Below are 23148 nucleotides of genomic sequence, written 5' to 3' on the forward strand. Positions count from 1 at the left end.
TTTCCTAACGGACGCTTCAAGGAATGGCAATGATTGCACTGCATGTTTTAAGTTTATTAGCGAAAAATAGTATTGTTATTCAAACGAATAACTTTATTGATTACCAATATCTTATACCAGGATTTTTAAAAATAAATGCTGACTCCTAATTTAATGAAAAAAGAAATTTTTGGTATAATTAGGCGGATTTATGGACAAAATGGGAATACTTAACGATGGACGTTTTCCTAAAAGCAATTTTAATTTTATGACGGGAAAAATAACTGTCGTTTATGAAATTGACAAAATGAGGTGCTTCCCATGTTAATATGTCCAAACTGCCAAAGTAAAGATATTGGTAAAATAGGCATAAATCAATATTATTGCTGGAGCTGTTTTATCGAACTATCGTTAGTAAACGGGGTAATTCATACACATCAAGTAGAAGAAGACGGCAGTTTAAGTTCACTTGATGATTTATTTGAAGAAAATGACCGCCGCTTTATCTTATAAGCACCTTTTTCAACCTATCATATAAGTGGTTAAAATTTGTTCGTCTTCTACCTATTTATTTATTGTGAGGTGCGAAATATGGGCAAAACATTAAATACACTGATTGTATTTGGAGCTGGTATGGCTGCCTTCAATTATATGCAAAAAAATAATATGATCAGCAATAAACAAATGAAAAAAATCCAACGACGTGTAATGAAAGCTTTTTGATCAAAAAAGAGGCCCAGTGCCTCTTTTTTGTTTTAAATATGAAAAGATCCAGTCTATGTCTCGGTCGCTTACGCAATTCTTGCATAAAATTCCTGTCGAACACTCAAAATAACAGCGGAGGGGATTTTATGGAAATAAGAATCAAATGGTATTATCGTTTAGGATTTACCTTGTTATTATTTATTGTGTTATTTGTATTTGTAAAATTATCTCCGCTATGGCTGCCTCTGTTTAAAATTTTGATGAAAGTGATCACTCCGTTTATTATTGGTGCTTTTATTACTTATCTACTGCATCCAGTAATTGAAATTTTGCATAAAAAAGGCTTGCATCGAGGATTGGCAGTTGCACTTATTTATATAATATTTTTTGGCGGCATTGGCTATGGACTGTATAAAGGAATTCCTGTTTTTATTGATCAATTGGAAGAGTTGACGGAAAATGCACCAGTGCTTGCCAATCATTACCGTGAATGGATCCAATCCATTCAAGAAAAAACAAAAGCATTGCCTGAAAATATGCAGGCAAAAGTGGATAATGGGATTGAATCATTTGAACTGAAGATGGATGGGTTATTAACAAAAGTATTGCAAGGAGCAATGGATATTGTAAATTCTTTTGTTATAATCATGCTCATTCCGTTTATATCTTTTTATATGTTAAAAGATATAAACGCAGTTAAAAAAGCAGCGTGGTTTATTACACCAAAAAAATGGAGGAAAAACGGATCGGTTTTTTTAAAAGATGTTAACGTGTCTTTAGGAAGTTATATAAGAGGGCAGCTGTTGGTCTGTTTTATTATAGGTGCATTATCAACCATTTTATTTTGGTTTTTTCATATGAAGTATTCCTTAGTATTAGGAATTATTATCGGGATTACGAATGTGATTCCTTATTTTGGACCGGTAATTGGAGCTGTACCAGCTATTATCATTGCTAGTACGATGTCTATTAACATGCTGATTATTGTTGTAGTTATCATTATTATTTTGCAATTCTTAGAAGGCAATATCATCTCTCCATTTATTGTCGGAAAAAGTTTGCACTTGCATCCTCTAATTATTATGTTTGCCTTATTGCTGGGAGGGGAAATAGGTGGGATTGTAGGAATGATTGTTTCCGTTCCGATATTATCCATATTAAAAGTGGCAATTATTCATATGAGAAAACATTTTGGAAAAACAGATATACATCATGTATAAAGAAAACAATATTGACAATACTGCATGGTAATCAGTATAATGCGAAATGTATAATACTATTAAGATAACATGTTGATAGATTGAAGTAGATTGTAGTCCACTTATATGCGCAAGCAAATTAGAGAGGAATTTCCATTGGCTGGAAGGAATTCTAAGTGAAGGACAATCGAAAGCTATTTCTTGAATGCAGCTAATTCCTGCCGTTTTCCGCGTTAAGGAATCTATGAGAGATGGCAGTTTGTATGGATGCCATAATCAGGGTGGTACCGCGAGTAATACTTTCGTCCCTGTCCAGGGATGGAAGTTTTTTTTATGCTGAAAAACAGCATGTAGCTTATCTACCATCAAAAAGAATCTGATAAAGTAAACTTCCATCAGTGGGGGGTTCTTCATCCCCCCACTGATGGTTAGTTGCACTTATCGGACCTTTACGGGCTGTTATCCCCCACCTATCTTCCTCGATTTCTCGGCATGGCATCGCCGAGGTGGGGGTCTTACAGCCCGTTAAGCGTGGGATAAATGGATTTTTTTACATATTAGGAGGTTTAGTTATGAAAATGTTAACAGGGGCTCAAATTAGAAGCAAATTTCTAGAATTTTTCCAAGAAAAAGGGCATTCAATAGAACCTAGTGCGTCACTCGTTCCACATGAGGATCCAACTCTTTTATGGATAAATAGTGGTGTAGCAACATTAAAAAAATATTTTGATGGACGAGTAATCCCAGAAAACCCAAGAATTACAAATGCACAAAAATCAATTCGTACAAATGATATTGAAAATGTGGGGAAAACAGCAAGGCATCAAACTTTTTTTGAAATGCTTGGAAATTTCTCCATCGGGGATTATTTTAAAGTAGAAGCGATTGAATGGGCATGGGAATTCTTAACAGATGAAAAATGGATTGCTTTTGATAAAGAAAAATTATCTGTAACCATTCATCCGGAAGATGAAGAAGCTTATCAGATTTGGAAAGACAAAATTGGTATTCCGGAAAATCGTATTATTCGTTTAGAAGGAAACTTCTGGGATATCGGAGAAGGTCCTAGTGGTCCAAATACGGAAATATTCTATGACCGTGGTCCTGAATACGGAAATGATGAAAATGATCCAGAGTTATATCCTGGTGGAGAAAACGATCGTTATTTAGAAGTTTGGAATCTTGTGTTTTCTGAGTTTAATCATAATCCAGATGGTACATATACTCCGCTTCCAAAGAAAAATATAGATACTGGCATGGGCTTGGAGCGTATGGCTTCCGTTGTGCAAAATGTACCAACCAACTTTGATACTGATTTATTTATGCCGATTATTCAAGCAACCGAGCAAATAGCGGATGTAAAGTATGGACAAGGAAAACAATCTGATGAAGCATTTAAAGTAATCGCAGACCATATCCGTACGGTTGCATTTGCAATTGGGGATGGAGCACTTCCATCGAATGAAGGAAGAGGCTATGTCATCCGAAGATTATTGCGCAGAGCTGTGCGGTATGCTAAAACGATCCATATAAATAGACCGTTTATGTTCGAATTAGTACCAACTGTCGGCGAAATCATGGTGGACTATTATCCTGAAGTAAAAGAAAAAGAAGCATTCATTCAAAAAGTAATGAAAAGTGAAGAAGAACGCTTTCATGAAACACTACATGAAGGATTGGCGATCCTTGAAGCAGTAATTGAAAAAGCTAAAGCAGAATCAAGCGATGTAATTTCTGGAAAAGATGTTTTCCGTTTATATGACACTTATGGTTTCCCAGTTGAATTAACAGAAGAATATGCAGAAGAAAAAGGCTTGAAACTAGACCATAGCGGCTTTGAAAAAGAAATGGACAGTCAGCGTGACCGTGCCCGTAAAGCAAGACAAGAAGTGGACAGCATGCAAGTTCAAAGTGGTGAACTAGGAAATATCAAGGCAGAAAGTGAATTCGTGGGATACGATGCTTGGACAACAAACTCAAAAGTCATTGTTCTATTAAAAGATGGAGAACTTGTCGAAGAAGCACAGGCTGGCGATGAAATTCAATTTATTTTGGATAAAACACCATTTTACGCTGAAAGCGGCGGACAAATTGCAGACAAAGGTACTTTAAAAGCAGATGCAACTTTCATAGAAGTAAAAGATGTTCAAAAAGCGCCAAATGGACAAAATCTTCATAGTGGGGTAATAAAAGAGGGAGTTCTAACATTAAATAGCACATTGAGTGCGAATGTGGATGAAGCGAACCGTTCAAAAATTATTAAAAACCATACCGCTACACATTTATTGCATCAAGCATTAAAAGATGTTTTAGGTACACATGTTAATCAAGCAGGATCTCTCGTACAAAGTGAGCGACTTCGTTTTGACTTCTCTCATTTTGGACAAATAACGGCTGAGGAGTTAGATCAAATCGAAAGAATCGTCAACGAGAAAATCTGGGCCAGCATTGCAGTGCAGACGGATTACAAAAACATTGATGAAGCAAAAGCAATGGGAGCAATGGCTTTATTTGGCGAAAAGTACGGAAAGATCGTTCGTGTCGTACAAGTAGGAGACTTTAGTTTAGAGCTATGCGGCGGATGCCATGTTGACAATACTTCTGCAATTGGATTATTTAAAATTGTTTCCGAAGCAGGTATTGGAGCTGGTACACGAAGAATAGAAGCGGTAACTGGACAAGCAGCTTATCAACAATTAACAGATCAAATTGGTTTATTAAAAGAAGCATCAGCAAAATTAAAGACAAATCCAAAAGATATCGCGGGACGAATTGAAGGTTTATTAGCAGAAGTAAAGCAGCTGCAGCGTGAGAATGAATCATTGGCTGCAAAAATCAGCAATATTGAAGCAGGAAACCTTGTAGATAATGTAAAAGAAATCAATGGTGTAAAAGTACTTGTTGCAAATATCCAAGGGATAGAGATGAATAATCTCCGCACAATGGCAGATGATTTAAAACAAAAAGTAGGATCTGTCGTAGTCGTGCTTGGAAGTGTAAATGAAGGAAAAGTGAATTTAATTGCAGCAGTAACAAAAGATTTAATTGAAAAAGGTTTCCATGCTGGAAAAATTATTAAAGAAGTGGCAACTCGCTGCGGCGGAGGCGGCGGAGGCCGTCCAGATATGGCTCAGGCGGGAGGAAAAGACCCTTCCAAATTACAAGATGCGCTGCAATTTGTAGAAGAATGGGTAAAATCCGTTTGATATTATGAATAAGTAGTGTAAAATGTAGATAACTATTAACAGAAATCGTTCTAATAGAAAAATGAGGTGTTGTATAATGAGCTCATTCGATAAAACAATGAGATTCAATTTTCCTGAAGAACCATATGAACACGATATAAAAGAGGTATTATATCAAGTATATGATGCGCTTCAAGAAAAAGGTTATAACCCTATTAATCAAATAGTTGGTTATCTACTTTCCGGAGATCCTGCTTATATTCCAAGACATATGGATGCTCGTAATATTATTCGCAAGCTTGAACGGGATGAGATTATCGAAGAACTGGTTAAATCTTATTTAAAACAGCAGCGAGAGGAATAACAAAATGCGAATGATGGGCTTGGATGTGGGCTCAAAAACAGTAGGTGTATCCGTAAGCGATGCACTAGGTTGGACAGCACAAGGAATTGAAACAATAAAAATTGATGAAGAAAGAAACGAATTTGGTTTTAGTCGAATAGGAACATTGATTGTTGAGCATGATGTGAGTAAAATAGTTGTTGGACTTCCGAAAAACATGAATGGCAGCATTGGCTTTCGTGGGGAAGCCAGCATCCATTATGCCAAGCAATTGGAAGAAACTTTTGGACTGCCGGTCGTTTTATGGGATGAACGCTTAACTACGATGGCTGCGGAAAGAATTCTTTTGGAAGCAGATGTAAGCAGAAAAAAGAGAAAAAAAGTCATAGACAAAATGGCAGCATCGATGATTTTACAAGGCTATTTGGATAGCCAGAAATAATGAGGTGGAAAAATGGAACACGGTGAAACAAATACAATTACAGTAGTAGATGAAGAAGGCAACGAGCAGTTATGCGAAATCCTTTTTACATTTGAATCAGAAGAATTCGGCAAATCTTATGTTTTATACTACCCAATAGGGGAAAATGATGATGAAGATGAAGAAATTGACATCCATGCTTCTTCTTTTATTCCAAATGAAGAAACTCGTGATGGTGAACTTTCTCCAATTGAAACAGATGAAGAGTGGGATTTAGTAGAAGAAATGCTAAATACATTCCTTGAAAAACAAGAAGAAGAATAAAAAATGAAGACGGCCTGAAGAAGGTCGTCTTTTTTGTGTAGGGAAAATTGGAGTCGGAAAAACTCGTTTTTTATGAAAAATAATCGAACTATTTGGTTCCCATCTAACAAAAAACCATGGTTTTTTACTATATTTCCCTCTTTTCGCTAATTATTGCGACTTCGTTTAAATAATATAGTATAATGAGTCGTGGTATGAGTTTTTTTGTGGGCGGATTTTTGGCCCTGTTAGCTAGGAGGGAAATGCATGTCTATTGATAATGAGGGGAAGACAGAAGAAAAAAATAAGAAAGAGTTGTTTTTAGAGAAAATGGCAGAAAGACAAAAGGAAGCGAAGATAGTAAGGAAGATTGTCGGAATTACTGCAATAGCAATAATAATACTGATTGTAATTATTGGTACTTCCGGATATTTTTATATTAAATCTGCCTTAAAGCCTGTTGATCCTGGGAGTAAAAAAGAAATAATTGTTGATATTCCGATTGGTTCGAGTGTATCAAGTATCGCTCAATCACTAGAAGATAAAGGGCTAGTAAAAAATGCAAGAGTGTTTAAATATTATGTGAAATTTAAAAATGAATCTGATTTTATGGCAGGAAAATACCATATGAATCCTTCCATGACGTTTAATCAAATAATTGATAGTTTAAAAACAGGAAAAATAATGCAAAAACCGGTATTCTCATTAACCATTCCTGAAGGAAAACAATTAGACGAAATTGCAGCATTAATTGCTAAGAAAACTAATCAAAAAGACAAGGATATTATAAAACAGCTGAATGATGAAAGTTTTATTCAATTGCTTATGAAAAAATATCCAAATTTATTAACAACGGAGATTTTGGCGAAAAATGTCAAACATCCTTTAGAAGGATATTTATTCCCTGCAACCTATTCTTTTTATAAAAAAGACCCTTCTCTTGAGGATATAGTAGCCGTTATGCTGGATAAAACAGAAAATGTTGTAATGGAGTATCAAAGTGATTTGGAAAGAGACGAATTAACCGTGCATCAATTTTTGACGATGTCTTCTTTGATTGAAAAAGAAGCTACTCAAAAAGCAGATCGTGGAAGAATCGCAAGCGTATTTTTCAACCGTATAAAAGAAGGAATGCCGCTTCAAACGGATCCAACTGTATTATATGCTCAAGGAAAACATAAAGAGAAAGTAACGTATAAAGATCTAGAAGTCAATTCACCTTATAATACGTATAAAAATAAAGGGATGCCGCCAGGGCCTATCGCTAATTCTGGGATAATGTCCATGGAAGCTGCATTATATCCAGAAGAAACAGATTATCTATACTTCTTAGCATCAAAAGAGGGTAAAGTATATTTTGCGAAGACATTGGCTGAACATAATAAATTAAAAGAAAAATATATAACGAATAAGTAAGAAAAAATCAGGAAGGGGAAAGCAGATATGTTAGCTTTCCCTCTAATTTTGTGTTAAAATAGTACAAGTGTTTTTAAGTGTATGTGTTTTTATATAAGAAACAGAAGCTTATCATGCTTCGAAATGTAATGGTTAGGTTCTTTTTTTGAAGAAGCTAACTATTTTCAGGTGGAGGCATTTTTTAGAAAAGGAATTATTCATACGGTAATAACCAAGGCGCTTGCGCTTTTCTTAAAAGATAAGAAAATATATAATTTTTGTAGTTAGACTAGTGTCTAGCTCCAGCGCCTATTGCCTATCGAACTTCAGGTCTTCTCCCTACGATAAGTCAACATCGATTCGCTAACGCTCATCGTGTTTCCTTTATCACGTTATAACGGGCAGTAAGGTATCGCCTAAGAATTGTGAAGTAGGTGAAAAAACTGCCCGTAAAAACCTGATCGACTCAACTAACCATCAGGGGGAAATCGCCCTGATAGAAGGTTCGTCTTATCTCAGTCGAAGCCCTTCCAGTTCGTACGGCAATGTGCAAGGTGCTTGCGCTTTTCTTAATTAGGGGTGTGTTGACATGCAGGAAAATAAAATAACCGCATATTTAGAGGAGTTAATTCCGAAACGAAGTGAGCAGTTCACAGAAATAGAACAGTATGCTTATGCAAATGATGTGCCGATTATGGAACTTGTTGGAATAGAATCCTTATTGCAGCTTCTACGCATGCAGCAGCCTAAAAAGATTCTCGAAATAGGTACTGCTATTGGTTATTCTGCATTAAGAATGGCGGATGCTTTGCCTGAGTGTCAAATAATCTCATTGGAAAGAGATGAAGAACGGTATAAATTGGCGAAACAAAATGTAGCGAAAATGCAAAAGGAAGAACAGGTTATATTAATTCAAGGAGATGCCTTGGAATTAGAAGCAGAAGTCGAGCAAAACGGCCCTTTTGATGTTCTTTTTATTGATGCGGCTAAAAGCCAATATCGAAAGTTCTTTGATATATATACAAAAATGTTAACTAAAGATAGTGTTGTTTTTACAGATAATGTATTATTTCATGGCTTAGTGGCAAGTGAAAATATTGAGAGCAGAAATCTCAGACAGTTGGTAAGAAAAATAAAAAACTATAATCTATGGCTAATGAATCATCCTGAATACGATACGGTTATTTTGCCTGTAGGGGATGGAATAGCTATTAGCAAAAAAAGGAGAGAAACATGAAAAAACCTGAATTATTAGTTACACCAATTAGTGTAGAAGATATCCAGCCATTGATCGTTTCTGGAGCAGATGCTTTTGTTATTGGTGAACAGAAATTTGGATTGCGTTTAGCTGGTGAATTTAATCAAGATGATGTAAAAAAAGCAATTGAACTAGCACATGAAAAAGGGAAAAAAGTGTATGTTGCAATAAACGCTATTTTTCATAATGATAAAATAGATGAGCTGTATGATTATGTCTCTTTTTTAAAGGAAGTACAGGCAGATGCGATTATCTTTGGAGATCCTGCAGTATTAATGGTTGCACGCGAAGTTGCGCCAAAGATGAAATTGCATTGGAGTACTGAAACGACAGGAACTAACTGGTATACATGCAATTACTGGGGAAGCAAAGGTGCAAAACGCTCTGTATTAGCAAGAGAAATTAGCATGGACAGCATTATTGAGATAAAAGAACATGCAGATGTAGAAATTGAAATTCAAGTACATGGTATGACAACGATGTTTCAATCGAAGCGTTCACTGCTAGGACATTATTTTCAGTATCAAGGTAAAGAAAACGAAATGGAAGAACAAAGATTGGAAAAAGATTTATTCCTTCATGATAAAGAAAGAGATAATAAATATCCTATTTTTGAAGATGAAAATGGAACGCATATTATGAGTCCAAACGATATATGCATTGTGGATGAATTACAAGATTTAATTGATGCAGGCATCGACTCTTTTAAAATTGATGGGCTGTTAAAAGATGCAAAGTACATCCAAACGGTGACAGGCATATACCGCAAAGCAATTGATTTGTATTGTCAGGATGCAGATCAGTATGAAGAGGAAAAAGAAGCATTTTTAGCAGAAATTGAAAAGATTCAGCCGGCAAATAGGTCACTTGATACAGGATTTTTCTTTAAAGAAACTGTTTATTAAAAAGAAAAGGAGGAAGGCACTCATGACAATCGTAAAAACGCCCATTTCGGAAGTAAGAAATGGGAAAAGAGTTATTGTAAAAAAACCGGAGCTGCTAGCGCCTGCTGGAAACTTAGAAAAATTAAAAATCGCCGTAGCATATGGGGCGGATGCAGTATTTATTGGCGGTCAAGAATATGGTCTCCGGTCAAATGCTGGCAATTTCACTTTTGAAGAAATGAAAGAGGGTGTGGAATTTGCCAAAAACTATAATGCGAAAATTTATGTAACAACGAATATTTTTGCTCACAATGAAAATATAGACGGGTTGGAAGAGTATTTATTAGGTTTAAAAGATGCTGGGATCCACGGAATTATTGTTGCAGATCCTTTAATTATTGAGACATGCCGAAGAGTTGCTCCGGAAATTGAGGTGCATTTAAGTACACAACAATCTCTTTCCAACTGGAAGGCAGTTCAATATTGGAAAGAAGAAGGCTTAGAACGTGTTGTATTAGCTCGTGAAACAAGCGCTGATGAAATACGTGAAATGAAAGAAAAAGTAGATATTGAAATTGAGACATTTATACACGGTGCTATGTGTATTGCCTATTCTGGCAGATGTACATTAAGCAACCATATGACAGCACGTGATTCCAACCGTGGTGGATGCTGCCAATCTTGCCGTTGGGACTACGATTTATTTAAATTAGATGACGAAAAGGAAAAACCTTTATTTTCTGAAGAGGATGCTCCTTTTGCCATGAGTCCGAAAGATTTAAAACTTGTGGAATCCATTCCACGGATGATTGAATTAGGAATAGACAGCTTGAAAATCGAAGGAAGAATGAAATCCATCCATTATATTGCCACAGTAGTAAGCGTATATCGGAAAGTAATTGATTCTTATTGTGCAGATCCAGATCATTTTGTCATTAATGAAGAATGGCTGAAAGAGTTGGATAAATGTGCAAACCGTGACACTGCACCAGCGTTTTTTGAAGGACAGCCAGGGTATAAAGAGCAAATGTTTGGAAACCATAGCAAAAAGACTACTTTTGACTTTGCTGGACTAGTGCTTGATTATGATAAAGAATCACAGATGGTTACATTACAGCAGCGAAACCATTTTAAACCAGGTCAAGAAGTGGAGTTTTTTGGACCAGAACTAGATAATTTTACGATGGTTGTAGGAACTATATGGGATGAGGATGGAAACGAATTGGATGCAGCTCGTCATCCGCTTCAAATTGTTCGATTTAAAGTCGATCATCCTGTTTATCCAAACAACATGATGCGGAAGGAGCTCTAAAAACATGCAACGAAAACCGGTTGTAATTGGTGTCGCTGGTGGATCTGGATCGGGAAAAACAAGTGTATCCAAAGCAATCTTTGAAAGTTTTAATGACCATTCTATTTTAATGATAGAACAGGATTTTTATTATAAAGATCAAACTCATTTGCCTTTTGAAGAACGATTAAAAACAAACTATGACCATCCACTAGCTTTTGACACAGAGCTGCTTATCGAACATATCGAAAAATTATTGCAGTATGAAACAATCAATAAACCAGTATATGATTATTCTATTCATACAAGATCGGATCAAGTTATTCCTGTAGAACCAAAGGATGTTATTATTATTGAAGGAATTCTTATTCTAGAAGATGAAAGACTGCGAAATTTGATGGATATGAAGCTATATGTAGATACAGATGCTGATCTTCGCATTATCAGAAGGCTGCTTAGAGATATTCAGGATCGTGGGAGAACAATGGATTCCGTTATAGCACAATATGTAAATGTAGTCCGCCCAATGCATAATCAATTTATTGAGCCAACAAAAAGATATGCAGACATTATTATTCCAGAGGGTGGCCATAATCATGTTGCCATTGATTTAATGGTAACAAAAATACAAACAATCCTTGAACAAAAATCACTTTTATGAAACAATAGCAAATAAGATTATTTCTATATTTGTGATTCATTTTCTAATTTTGACAACATAATTAATAGGATATCTACCAACTATTCGTATAATGTAGGGAAAAAATGTATATCATTACTATTACAAAAAGGAAAAAATGCTTTCTTTTTTTCGTAATACGTATTAAACTCTTCCTATTAGAATAAAAAGCGCGTCTCTTTCTAAGACGCGCTAAATTTCTTATGGTGAATGTTAAAAAGAAGGAGTCAAACAGCAGAGATTTCGATGTTAATAAGAAGTTTTTTAGGCAAGATATGCATGGAAAGCGATTCGAGTGCTGGTTCCTTAACTTTTTAAACAACCACTTATACATAAAATAAACGATTTTCTATAAACATTGATTGTTATGGAAACTTGAAGGAGTGGAAGATCACGATGGAAAAAGAATTTCCAATGACATTGGCTGGTAAAGAAAAATTAGAACAAGAATTAGAGCAATTAAAAACAGTAAAAAGAAAAGAAGTTGTAGAACGTATAAAGATAGCAAGAAGCTTCGGAGACTTATCAGAGAATTCTGAGTATGATTCTGCTAAGGAAGAACAAGCATTCGTTGAAGGTCGAATTACAACAATTGAAAATATGATTCGCAATGCAAAAATTATTGCTGAAGATGAACTGAATACAGATTCTGTATCTTTAGGAAGCTCCGTTACGTTTATAGAACTTCCAGATGGAGAAGAAGAAACGTATACGATTGTAGGTAGTGCAGAGGCTGACCCATTTGAAGGGAAAATTTCCAATGACTCTCCTATAGCTAAAAGCCTTTTCGGCAGAAAAGTTGGCGATAAAGTAATCGTACAAACTCCAGGTGGAGAAATGAACGTACAAATTGTAACAATTAAATAATAATTCTAAAAATTATGGTTTAATATAAAGACACCTCGTCAACACTCTTGATGAGGTGTTTTTTATGTGGAGAAAAAGAGCAATTGCGATAACAGCATTTTTTTTATTGATACTAGGAGGATTGCTCGCGCGTTTAGTTCAAGTTCAGCTTGTGGAAACAGAGCATTTTACAAAACATCATATTAATTTAGTAGAAGCAAGTGTAAAGCAGAGGTCGCAAGAAATGGTTTTAGATAATGGAAGAGGTGGATTTTTAGACAAAGACGGATATTCTCTTACACAAAGTACAAAAACGGTCTTAATTCTTTTTCCTTTTTTACAAAATATGGAGTGGGATAGTGGGGAAATAGCGGATATTATGGAAGTTTCTGAATACAATTTAATTAGTGCCGTTAAAAATGCAAAGGAGCCCGTAGTTTTTGGCGGAGATAAGCCCATTACCCTTACAGCAAAGCAAAGTGAAAAAATTAATAAATTAGCTATTCCCGGTGTATTTGCAGTGGATAAAAAATATAATCTGAAAAATAGTTTTGCTGAACAATTATTAGGCATTACTGGACAAAATGAAGAGCTTCTTGCTAAAAGATACCCAGATAAAAAGTTATCCTACGACACATTAGTTGGAATCACTGGATTAGAAAAAAGCTTTGATGAGTTTTTGCTGCCGGATGGCGAAGCAAAATTGGTTTATCATGTTGATGCAGCTGGCGGCCCGTTGTTTGGCATAAATGTAAAATATGTAGAACCAGGCAATCCTTTTTACCCTGTTAATATTAAAACAACCATCGATAAAAACTTGCAGGAAAAAGCTGAAAAATTGGTAGATGAGCAAGGCATTCAAAAGGGTGGGCTTGTTCTGTTGGATTTAAAGACGAATTCTATTGCTGCAATGGTTTCAAGGCCACATATGGATACAAATAATCCTTTTAAAACAGATGGAATAAATAATTATATGTTAAAGCAGCAAATAGTTGGCTCCGTCTTTAAAACGGTGGTGGCTGCAGCTGCGATCGACCATAAGCTCGACGGTAATAAACTTACATATGACTGCAGCAGAAAAATAAATGGGGATCCAGATCCTGTTTATCAGCACGGCATGTTAAATTTTACAAATAGTTTTGCTGTAAGCTGCAATAATACATTTGCTACCATAGCAAAAGAGTTGAAGGATATAGATGAAAACTTGCTGGAGGAATATGCGGAAAAATTATCTTTAACAACGATTGATGGCTGGCAGGGGGATGTATATCATACAATCGATTTTAAACAGTTGCCTGAAGAAGAAAAAGGAAGAGTATTTTTATCAGAAGATGCAAAAAGAGATAAAAATTATGTGGCTCTGACTGGAATAGGACAAAACGAAGTACGAGTGACTCCGCTGGCAGTTGCCAATATGATGGCTACGATTGCAAGAGGCGGTCAAAAGGAAAGTGTAAGAGTTGCGTCTGAAATAGATTATAAAAATGGGAGCACGCTTTTAAAATTTAAGCAGCAAAAAATACCAGGCGAAACGATATCTTTAAAAACGGCAGAAAAATTACAGCATTTATTAAGAGAGGTAGTGGTAAATGAAAAAGGAACTGGCAGGTGGTTTCAAGATTTGCCGTATGAAGTAGCTGGGAAATCAGGAACGGCAGAAACCGGGGTGATGAAAGATGGAAAGCAATTGCATAATAAATGGTTTGCTGGATATTTTCCATATAATAATCCGAGATATGCATTAGTAACAGTAAATTTAGGAGTTTTTTCAGATAAAGGCGGTGTAAATCCGTTGTTTTCTGAAATGGTGAAAGCTGTTAACAAGCATGATCAGGATATTAGTGCCAAGGAAAGTCCTGTCAGAATACCTTAATGCTTTTCACTATCGCTTTCTCATGTTAGAATATGTACAGCCTTGCTAAACTTGAAATGGAACAGGTAAATATAGGGAGGAGAAACACTTTGAGCAGTGAAGCTAATAACCATAATCAAAGCCGTTCTGAACAGCGCTCCAAAAGGAAAAAAACAAATTTTATTTTAAATAGTTTAATCGTCATTGTGATTTTACTAATTGTGTTTGTTTCCTATTCAATCTTCAGTAATAACGACCATAAAAATGCAGATAAAATAAATAAAAATAAAGAAAAAACAGAGCAGTCAGATAAAGAAGAGAATCAATCTGAAACAGTCAGCGGCAATCCTGATAAAAAGGGTGAAGCAGCTGAAAATGATGCAGCAAAAGACGACGAAGGTGCAAAAGATGATGAAGCGATTGTGACAGAAGGCGGCAGTGATTCAAATGTCGTAAAAACAATTGAAAATCCTGCATGGGAGCCTGTGGGCACTGCACAAACTGGCGAACATGCCGCATCCTATTCTTCTGGAACGGATTGGAATGAACAAGAAAAGGCATTAGCGTATGGAACAGGTTTGGATGAATCAGATATGGTCGTTTGGTTTTTGGGGAATAATAACAAAGATCCTCAAAAATCAATTGGAACAGTTTCTTCAAAAGACAAATCTAAAAAATTTCGTGTCTATATTGAATGGGTGGATGGAAAAGGATGGAAGCCTGCGAAAGTGGAAGAAATCAAAGATCTTAATATAAGATAGTCGACTCGTTTTTAATAAAATAGTGGAAAAGAAAAGACCGAATCCTAAAATGGATTTGGTCTTTCTGTATGTCTAGGAAATTATAAACGAAATAGAGTGGTGGATAACTTAGCAGTTTGGCCCGCGTCGAGGTCCGACGTACAGGATGTACAAGTGCCGATGAAGACATAAGGCCGTGGCGTAGTTAATCGGCCAGTTTGTACGGCGATGATCAAGGCGCTTGCGCTTTTGTTCATTATTTCTTTACTTTAAAATGAACAACTGCTGTATAATATGGTCTGCCATTTTCCTGGATAACCGTTTGATGGCTAACTGAATGGACAGATAAAAGGATGCTTTTATTGATCTCAATTTGGTTATTAATTTGCTTTTCAAGGGTTTGTAAATTCTCCCCTTCAAAAAATTCGATTTTGTCTTCTATAATATCAAGCTGAAAATTCATATGTCATTCGTCCTTTCATCAAAATAATTTTATTTTACCATAAGATCGTTATTGGTAGAAAAAGAAACCCAAGCTAAATGAAGAACATGTGAAAAGTTATATCATAGTATGTTGATAAGAATTATATATTATGAGCTTGGGATGTGGTTATTTGTGGGAAAAGAGTTTATTGAGCTTTTTGAACAGTGGGCAGCCACCTATGATGAGAGTCTGAACAATGATTTAGAATATAAAGAGGTTTTTCGAAACTATGATGATATATTGCAGGAAGTTGCGAACCGATCATTCGGTCATGTAGTCGAATTTGGTCCGGGGACAGGGAATTTAACACTAAAATTAATTAATAAAGGTTTGTCTGTTACGGCAATCGAACCTTCTTCTGCAATGCGGACTTTAGCAAAAGATAAAATAGGGGAAAATGCCATACTAAAAGAGGGAGATTTTCTTGAATTTGATTTAGAGCATCAACCAAATACTTTTGTCAGTACGTATGCTTTTCATCATTTAACTGACACAGAAAAGAAAGAGGCTGTTGCTCTATATAGTAATTACCTGCCCGTTGGTGGTAAAATAGTTTTTGCAGATACTATGTATGAATCGAAAGAGGATTATAATCAAGCAATAGACCATGCCATAAAAAATGGCCTTCCTAATTTAGCAGAAGACTTAAAACGTGAATATTATACAACGATTCCGGTTTTAACAAACATATTAAAAGAACAGGGATTCAGTGTACATTTTAAACAATTTAATGATTTTGTATGGATTATGGAAGGGGTAAAAAAGTAGAAAGAGGGAAACAAATGAAAATAGCAATTATCGGAGCAATGGAAGAGGAAGTAACACTACTAAGAGAAAAAATAACAGACAAACAAGAGCATATAATCGCAGGATTTCAATTTATAGAAGGTTCTTTATTTGGAAAAGAAGTTGTATTATTACGTTCAGGAATTGGGAAAGTAAATGCTGCAATGAGCACAACGATTCTGCTGCAGACATTTAAACCAGACTGTTTGATTAATACAGGATCTGCTGGCGGGTTAAATCCTGAGCTGAATGTTGGCGATGTGGTAATTTCAACAGAAGTTCGCCATCATGACGTAGATGCAACAATTTTCGGATATGAGTATGGTCAAGTTCCGCAGATGCCGGCAAGCTTCCAAGCAAATGCCGACCTTATCGATATTGCAGAACAAATTGCAAAAGAGATAGGCGACCATGCAGTTGTGACAGGCTTAATTACGACAGGAGACTCGTTTATAAATGATCCAGATAGAGCGGAATTTATTAAGAGCAAATTTACCGGTTTGCAAGCAGTAGAAATGGAAGCAGCTGCCATTGCACAAGTTGCCTTTCAGTATCAACTGCCATTTGTCATTATCCGTTCTTTATCGGATATTGCAGGGAAAGAATCACATCTTTCTTTTGATCAGTATCTGGAAAAAGCAGCAGTTCATTCTGCAAATTTAGTAATGGGCATCGTTTCTAAAATAACAGATCTTTAATGGATGAAAAGTGGGAAGTTTTCAAGCAAAAGAAGCATGGAAAACTTCTTTCTCTTTTCTTTTTTAAAACCTACTATTCCACTGTGGGAAATAAAGATAATTACTGTCCATATCATTCCCTTTATTTTAAATAAAATTAGGAAAAGGAGGAAGAGCAATGAATGTGTATCAATCCATTCATCAATTAATCGGGAAAACCCCCATGTTGGAAATTACCCACTTTTCCTTGCCGGAAGATGTACGTTTGTTTGCAAAGCTAGAATACTATAATCCCGGTGGCAGCATTAAAGACAGACTCGGATATGAAATGGTTAATCATGCTTTACAGAATGGGGAGTTGCAAGAAGGCGGAACTATCATTGAACCAACTGCTGGAAATACTGGCATCGGTTTAGCAATTGCCGCTTTAAATAAAAATATTCGTGTGATTGTATGTGTACCTGAAAAATTCAGTGTGGAAAAACAGCAAATTATGAAAGCATTAGGCGCTGAAATTGTGCAAACACCTACTTCCCTAGGGATGCAGGGAGCCATCGAAAAAGCAAGAGATCTTCACAAGAAAATTCCTCTCTCCTATATACCAGGACAATTTGAAAATAAAGCAAATCCAAATACCTACTATAAAACGCTAGGACCAGAAATTTGGGAACAATTAAACCATCATGTAGATATTTTTATAGCTGGTGCAGGTACCGGTGGTACTTTTATGGGAACTGCCCGCTACTTAAAAGAGCAGAATAAGCACATTAAAACAGTGATTGTCGAACCAAAAGGATCGATATTAAATGGCGGAAAAGCTGGCTCCCACAAAACGGAAGGGATTGGCATGGAATTTTTGCCGGCATATATGGATCCTGTCTATTTTGATCAGATTCATACTATTTCCGATCAATCTGCATTTGACAAGGTAAAGGAACTAGCAAAAAAAGAAGGCTTGCTTGTAGGAAGTTCATCTGGCGCCGCATTACAGGCTGCTTTACTAGAAGCGAAAGAAGCAAAAAAAGGAACAAATATTGTGGTTGTTTTTCCAGATGGAAGCGATCGGTATATGAGTAAAAAAATTTTTGAAGGAGGAATTTAAATGAAACGGAAAACAAAGCTGATACATGGCGGAATTAGCGGCGACCCTCATACTGGTGCAGTAAATGTGCCAATCTATCAGGTTAGTACGTATAAGCAGGATGGGGTGGGAAATCATAAAGGCTTCGAATATTCCAGAACGGGCAATCCAACACGTCATGCATTAGAAGCGCTTATTAAAGATTTGGAAGAAGGTAAAAGAGGGTTTGCCTTTAGTTCGGGAATGGCAGCTATTACAGCGGTAATGATGCTGTTTAAGAAGGGTGACCATATTCTTCTCACTGACGATGTATATGGCGGCACCTTTCGGGTAATGACAAAGGTTTTGAATAAATTCGGCATCGAAGCAACCTTTATTGATACAAGCAACATAGGAAATATCAAAGAAGCTGTTCAAAAAAATACCGTTGCTTTATTTATAGAAACACCAACCAATCCATTATTAAAAATTACAGATATAAAGGCTGCATCGGAGGCTGCAAAAAAGCTGGGATTATTGACTATTGTAGATAATACTTTTTCTACCCCATATTGGCAGACGCCGATTACATTGGGAGCAGATATTGTGCTGCATAGTGCCACAAAATACTTAGGGGGACACAGTGATGTTGTTTCTGGTTTAGTAGTTGTCAAGGATGAAAAATTAGGGGAAGATTTGCATTTTATTCAAAATTCCACTGGAGGGGTTCTTGGTCCCAATGATTCATGGCTGCTTATCCGGGGTATAAAAACACTTGGAATTCGTATGGAGGAACATGAAAAGAGCACAAAGGAAATTGTTGCATTTTTAGAAGAGCATCCAGCCGTTGCAAAAGTTTATTATCCTGGGTTGGCAACACACCCTAATCATGAAATAAGCAAAAAGCAGGCTATGGGATTTGGGGGAATGGTCAGCTTTGATGTAGGAAGCGAAGAAAATGCTGATAAATTATTAAATAAGGTGAAATATTTTACATTAGCAGAAAGTCTTGGTGCAGTAGAAAGCTTGATATCCGTTCCCGCAAAGATGACTCATGCCTCCATTCCGAAAGAAAGAAGAGCGGAGCTGGGCATTACAGACGGGCTTGTCCGGATTTCAGTAGGATTAGAAGATGTGGAAGATTTAATAGAAGATTTAAATCAAGCATTGCAATAATGGCACGGCAAAACAAAAACAGCAGGATAAGCCCTGCTGTTTTTGTTTTGCAGCAAGCCCTAAAGACAGCATGATTTCCAGTATTACTAGTAATTTCATAAGGATTTCAGCGAAGGTACTATGATAAACTAGAGTTATAGTTTTATAGACTGCGGGAGGGGTGACAGCATGGAGAAGACGGTAAAAAGTTTAATAGAAAAAATGGTCGATTTTAAACGCTTTGCGACTGTTTTATTAGCTGTAGGTGTCTTTTTTTATTTAGGCGTCGTTATTCCTACTCTTGATAAAACGGAATGGAACACAGCAGTTATGATGATGATGACAGCGGCTTGTTTAGGTGCTTCTATTTTCTTTTTTTCAAAAGCAAAACAATATCAAAAAAAAATAAATGAACTAAATAATGATGAAGATTAAAGAAAAAAGAAAAGAAGGACAAAGGCCTCTTTTCTTTTTTTTGTTCTTTGAACTTGGTTCATTTTTTAAAAATCCTATAAAACAATTACGTTATATTGGACTTGAAAACATATAAAATGCAGAAAATCTTTCACCCAATTTTCCAAAAAAGGTTTACAAAATTGGTAATGGAGGATATACTTACCAGTGTAAACAATATTTCTTAAAAGGAGGTTGAATGAAATGCAAAAAGTTTTAGGATTAGTACATGGATATTTATTAGGGAAAAACACTATAACTTTATATGCAATAAGCACGAATTCAACCGTTGAGGAATGGAAGTATTAGGTTTACAACACTAATTGTCTATCCAACCGCAGGTGAATTGTGTCCTGCGGTTTTTTATATGATTTTTTTGCCAGCCGCAGGAGCGAATGTCTCTATGCGGTTTTTTTGCGCTTTTTTTTAATTATTTATTCCATTTTAGTTAAAATATGGTGATTGGGTAGAAGGATAGGAGGTGATAGCATGAGGCTGAATTTACTTTTTTTTACGATAATAATTAAAAAACAAGAAAAAACTGCAGAAGAAATTCTTCATGAACAACGCATAAATGAAATAATGGAGAAAAATAAAGAACAACAAATTTTATTTGGCGGTTTTTCTAGGCATCTATAAGAAAATAAAAAAATCTAGCGGGAGGTGATAGTATGACACTGAACATGTTGTTTTTTACAATTACCATTAAAAAGGCAAATCAAACGGCAGAAGAAGTTCTTCATGATCAGCGAATTAATAAAATCATGCAAGAAAATAAAGCGAAAGCAATATCGATGTATCGTGGATTTTAAATAATGAAAACGGAAAGGTGTGAAGTATTATGATTATTAAATTACAAAGACGTCAAGCAATCCTCTGGGTGGAGAAAGATTCCACCTAACGAACATGAAAAAGGAGAGTCACGATGAATCTGTATGTTTTGCTGCTTACTGTGGAATGGAAAAAGAAAAATAGAAAGTAATAGGAGTTCTTTTACTATAAAGGATGTAAAAAGCCATCAGCAGAAACACTTTTCCGCTGATGGCTTTTATGGACCAGCACTAACAGAACGAAGACACTGGAAAAGTGTTTTATTAGATAAATTATAGGTGAAACGCTTAAATTTAGCAGGGTAAAAATGGTATAGAGAGTTTGAAAACGACCATCATGTTGGTTAGGAGAGGTGTCCGCACGACTCCGGTTTAGATTAGCGTGACAGTCTCAACTCTCGCTCCGCGGAAAGCGTGTGGCAAGCCGCCGGAAAACCAAACGAAAACCTCTACGCTGCTTGGATTGACACTACTTATATTATAGCATTCGCTTTTTCAGTGACCTCAACTGAACTGGAAGGGGCAAATATTAATTTTCTCTGAATTTGTATTCTAACAGATGTTTTAGATCGGTTATTTGTTCTAATATTTTGTCGCCAACATTTGTTTCTAATACTTTTTTTCGTCGCAGTTCACGATCTACCACCCTTTTTACTGATAATACGTCTGTACCATGATGAAGTACATCTTCTTTAGAGGTAAATTGTTTATGGGCAACAAGCTGCATCCCATATGAATTATATAATAAGGTATAGCCAGCGATTCCAGTTTTTGATTGATAGGCTTTTGAAAAACCTCCATCAATAACAATCATTTTGCCGTTCGCCTTGATGGGATTTTCGCCATTGATTTCTTCAACTGGTGTATGTCCATTAATGATATGTCCTTGCTCCACGTTCAAATCAAATTCTTCTAATATTTTTCTGCAAGTATCTTCTTCTTCCCGCAAGTTATAATAAGGGTTTTTTTGTTCAATATGTGTTTCTTTTTCTTTAATAAAATATCGTTCAAATGTCGTCATATTTTTTTTGCCAAATAAAGAGGAATTCTCCCCAGACCATAAATACCAAATCATATCTGTTGCTAAGTCATCTGTAATTTTCGGATGCGAAAAACTATATCTTAAATAATATTCAAAAATATCCAGCAGTCCTCTTCCACTGTATTCTTTCTCATTTATCATCATTGTTTTCATGCTTCCATCTTTATTTAAAGGAATACAGCCATGAATCAACAGATTGCCATTGTATTTAAGATAAAGACTTCCTTTCTTAACTAGAAAATTCATATGTCTAGCTAGTTTTTCTGAATGCTGAATGGAGAATAACAGTTTTTCCATCACTAGCTCTTCTTCTTTTAAAAGTGTTTCTGGAGATTTGGGGTCAATGGTTGAAAAGCATGTATTCACTAATGAATATGTACGGCCATTTAATTCAATCGTATTCTTTTTATAATCAATTTTTTCTAGAAGACTTCTGTTTTCCATTTGGAAATGAGGGCGTCTTTTAATAATTTCTATTTCTAATTTGAATTGAATGATGGATATTGCTTGATGTATTTTAGTAATTTGCAAGATTCCTTCTTCTGAAAATTCCTCGTCTTTTGTAGTGAGCTTTGGTCGGAAGGCAGGATTATCCTCATAATATTTTTCTGCTAAATTGAGAAGGGGCCGTAAATTGATTCCATAGGCATCTTCAATAATATCTAAATTGTCATATCTTGCACAAATTCGAATGATATTCGCCAGGCAAACTTTTGATCCTGCGAAAGCTCCTATCCATAAGGCATCATGGTTTCCCCATTGGATATCAACTGAGTGGTATTTCATTAAATGCTCCACGATTTTATCCGGACTTGGTCCCCGGTCATAAATGTCGCCTACAACGTGGAGATGATCAACGACAAGCTCTTGGATTGTATAGGCTAGTACACTAATAACTTTGTTTGCTTGGCCTAAGGAGATAATTCTTTTGATGATTTCGGAATAATACTCTTTTTTATTGTCTAGCTCATCTTTTTTGTATAAAAGTTCTTCAATAATATAAACATATTGATCAGGCAGTGCCTTCCTTACTTTTGATCGTGTATATTTTGATGAAGCGAAAGAAACCAGTTTAATCAATCGTTCAATGGTTTCTTCATACCATTTATCTAATAAATCCTTTTGTTGTAAGCAGTTTTGGATAATACGGAGTTTTTCTTCTGGATAGTAAACCAATGTAGCAAATTCATCGACTTCTTTTTTGGAGAGGTCTCCATTAAATAAGTCTTTTATTTTTTCTTTTACATTTCCAGAACCATTTCTTAATACATGTTGAAATGCATTATACTCCCCATGCAGGTCGCTTACAAAATGCTCGGTTCCTTTTGGCAAATTTAAAATAGCTTCTAAATTGATGATTTCGGTTACAACTTTTTCTTCACTATTATATTTTTCTGTTAATAAATCCAAATATTTTGTATCCATCTGCATCTCCTCGCATTGATTAAACTGATTTTCTAATTAATAAAGAAGACTTTCTAATCATATTATACAAGCAAAAGAAAAGAAAACCTTGTTTTTTTACTCGAAGATAGTAGAAATACTTCTCTTAGGGATCTAGACAATAACAAACCCTTTTTT

25 protein-coding genes are annotated in these 23148 nt (G+C 35.6%); 23 read left to right on the forward strand and 2 right to left on the reverse strand.

Annotation, left to right across the window (positions count from 1 at the left end):
- Positions 1–23: 23 nt before the first annotated feature.
- The 16 genes from ACTYBU_RS12615 to ACTYBU_RS12690 all read left to right on the forward strand — a co-directional run bounded on the left by ACTYBU_RS12615 (position 24) and on the right by ACTYBU_RS12690 (position 15101).
- On the forward strand, positions 24–149 hold the full coding sequence (locus tag ACTYBU_RS12615; RefSeq protein WP_445490235.1) for a hypothetical protein: 126 nt from the start codon (positions 24–26) through the stop codon (positions 147–149).
- Positions 150–300: 151 nt separating this feature from the next.
- Entirely contained in the window at positions 301–492 is a 192-nt protein-coding gene (locus tag ACTYBU_RS12620; protein WP_445490237.1) for a hypothetical protein, read from the forward strand.
- A gap of 78 nt (positions 493–570) precedes the next feature.
- Positions 571–702: a YrzQ family protein gene (locus ACTYBU_RS12625; protein ID WP_445490239.1), complete on the forward strand. Its 132-nt coding sequence runs from the start codon at positions 571–573 to the stop codon at positions 700–702.
- Positions 703–830: 128 nt separating this feature from the next.
- The gene (locus tag ACTYBU_RS12630) at positions 831–1904 is read left to right on the forward strand and encodes an AI-2E family transporter (protein WP_445490241.1); all 1074 of its coding nucleotides are present in this window, start codon (positions 831–833) and stop codon (positions 1902–1904) included.
- A 551-nt stretch (positions 1905–2455) separates the two neighbouring features.
- Positions 2456–5089, forward strand: a complete 2634-nt coding sequence (gene alaS / locus ACTYBU_RS12635; RefSeq protein ID WP_445490243.1) for an alanine--tRNA ligase — start codon at positions 2456–2458, stop codon at positions 5087–5089.
- 76 nt (positions 5090–5165) lie between these two features.
- Entirely contained in the window at positions 5166–5432 is a 267-nt protein-coding gene (locus tag ACTYBU_RS12640; RefSeq protein WP_445490245.1) for an IreB family regulatory phosphoprotein, read from the forward strand.
- 4 nt (positions 5433–5436) lie between these two features.
- Positions 5437–5853 (forward strand): Holliday junction resolvase RuvX, encoded by a 417-nt coding sequence (gene ruvX / locus ACTYBU_RS12645; RefSeq protein WP_445490247.1) that lies wholly within the window; start codon positions 5437–5439, stop codon positions 5851–5853.
- Between the two features lie 12 nt (positions 5854–5865).
- A complete protein-coding gene (locus tag ACTYBU_RS12650) occupies positions 5866–6156 on the forward strand; it encodes a DUF1292 domain-containing protein (protein WP_445490249.1) in 291 nt (96 codons plus the stop codon).
- A gap of 246 nt (positions 6157–6402) precedes the next feature.
- Positions 6403–7551 carry an endolytic transglycosylase MltG gene (gene mltG, locus ACTYBU_RS12655; protein WP_445490251.1) on the forward strand — a complete coding sequence of 383 codons (1149 nt, stop codon included), beginning with the start codon at positions 6403–6405 and terminating at the stop codon, positions 7549–7551.
- Between the two features lie 568 nt (positions 7552–8119).
- Positions 8120–8767, forward strand: coding sequence for an O-methyltransferase (locus ACTYBU_RS12660; protein WP_445490253.1), 648 nt, complete (start codon positions 8120–8122; stop codon positions 8765–8767).
- Entirely contained in the window at positions 8764–9693 is a 930-nt protein-coding gene (locus tag ACTYBU_RS12665) for a peptidase U32 family protein (protein WP_445490255.1), read from the forward strand. The genes ACTYBU_RS12660 and ACTYBU_RS12665 overlap by 4 nt, the downstream gene beginning before the upstream one ends.
- 22 nt (positions 9694–9715) lie before the next feature.
- Positions 9716–10984 carry a peptidase U32 family protein gene (locus ACTYBU_RS12670; RefSeq protein ID WP_445490257.1) on the forward strand — a complete coding sequence of 423 codons (1269 nt, stop codon included), beginning with the start codon at positions 9716–9718 and terminating at the stop codon, positions 10982–10984.
- Positions 10985–10988: 4 nt separating this feature from the next.
- The gene (udk, locus tag ACTYBU_RS12675; RefSeq protein ID WP_445490259.1) at positions 10989–11624 is read left to right on the forward strand and encodes a uridine kinase; all 636 of its coding nucleotides are present in this window, start codon (positions 10989–10991) and stop codon (positions 11622–11624) included.
- 408 nt (positions 11625–12032) lie between these two features.
- Positions 12033–12509: a transcription elongation factor GreA gene (gene greA / locus ACTYBU_RS12680; protein WP_445490530.1), complete on the forward strand. Its 477-nt coding sequence runs from the start codon at positions 12033–12035 to the stop codon at positions 12507–12509.
- Positions 12510–12573: 64 nt separating this feature from the next.
- Positions 12574–14361 carry a peptidoglycan D,D-transpeptidase FtsI family protein gene (locus ACTYBU_RS12685; RefSeq protein WP_445490261.1) on the forward strand — a complete coding sequence of 596 codons (1788 nt, stop codon included), beginning with the start codon at positions 12574–12576 and terminating at the stop codon, positions 14359–14361.
- 89 nt (positions 14362–14450) lie between these two features.
- Positions 14451–15101 carry a YrrS family protein gene (locus tag ACTYBU_RS12690; RefSeq protein WP_445490263.1) on the forward strand — a complete coding sequence of 217 codons (651 nt, stop codon included), beginning with the start codon at positions 14451–14453 and terminating at the stop codon, positions 15099–15101.
- A 235-nt stretch (positions 15102–15336) separates the two neighbouring features.
- On the opposite strand, the gene ACTYBU_RS12695 is transcribed toward ACTYBU_RS12690, so the two are convergent.
- Entirely contained in the window at positions 15337–15543 is a 207-nt protein-coding gene (locus ACTYBU_RS12695; protein WP_445490265.1) for a YrzA family protein, read from the reverse strand.
- A gap of 153 nt (positions 15544–15696) precedes the next feature.
- Here ACTYBU_RS12695 and ACTYBU_RS12700 point away from each other — a divergent pair, with 153 nt between their 5' ends.
- The 7 genes from ACTYBU_RS12700 to ACTYBU_RS12730 all read left to right on the forward strand — a co-directional run bounded on the left by ACTYBU_RS12700 (position 15697) and on the right by ACTYBU_RS12730 (position 20507).
- A complete protein-coding gene (locus ACTYBU_RS12700; RefSeq protein WP_445490532.1) occupies positions 15697–16332 on the forward strand; it encodes a class I SAM-dependent DNA methyltransferase in 636 nt (211 codons plus the stop codon).
- Between the two features lie 14 nt (positions 16333–16346).
- A complete protein-coding gene (gene mtnN / locus ACTYBU_RS12705; RefSeq protein ID WP_445490267.1) occupies positions 16347–17048 on the forward strand; it encodes a 5'-methylthioadenosine/S-adenosylhomocysteine nucleosidase in 702 nt (233 codons plus the stop codon).
- 157 nt (positions 17049–17205) lie between these two features.
- Positions 17206–18129, forward strand: a complete 924-nt coding sequence (locus tag ACTYBU_RS12710; RefSeq protein ID WP_445490269.1) for a PLP-dependent cysteine synthase family protein — start codon at positions 17206–17208, stop codon at positions 18127–18129.
- Entirely contained in the window at positions 18130–19263 is a 1134-nt protein-coding gene (locus ACTYBU_RS12715; protein ID WP_445490270.1) for a bifunctional cystathionine gamma-lyase/homocysteine desulfhydrase, read from the forward strand.
- Between the two features lie 168 nt (positions 19264–19431).
- Positions 19432–19677 carry a YrhC family protein gene (locus ACTYBU_RS12720; RefSeq protein ID WP_445490271.1) on the forward strand — a complete coding sequence of 82 codons (246 nt, stop codon included), beginning with the start codon at positions 19432–19434 and terminating at the stop codon, positions 19675–19677.
- Between the two features lie 507 nt (positions 19678–20184).
- Entirely contained in the window at positions 20185–20334 is a 150-nt protein-coding gene (locus ACTYBU_RS12725) for a YrzI family small protein (protein WP_445490273.1), read from the forward strand.
- 32 nt (positions 20335–20366) lie between these two features.
- On the forward strand, positions 20367–20507 hold the full coding sequence (locus ACTYBU_RS12730) for a YrzI family small protein (RefSeq protein WP_445490274.1): 141 nt from the start codon (positions 20367–20369) through the stop codon (positions 20505–20507).
- A 547-nt stretch (positions 20508–21054) separates the two neighbouring features.
- Here ACTYBU_RS12730 and ACTYBU_RS12735 read toward each other — a convergent pair.
- Entirely contained in the window at positions 21055–22992 is a 1938-nt protein-coding gene (locus ACTYBU_RS12735) for a fructose-1,6-bisphosphatase (RefSeq protein ID WP_445490275.1), read from the reverse strand.
- Positions 22993–23148: the final 156 nt, after the last annotated feature.

Source organism: Niallia sp. 03133, assembly GCF_052663225.1.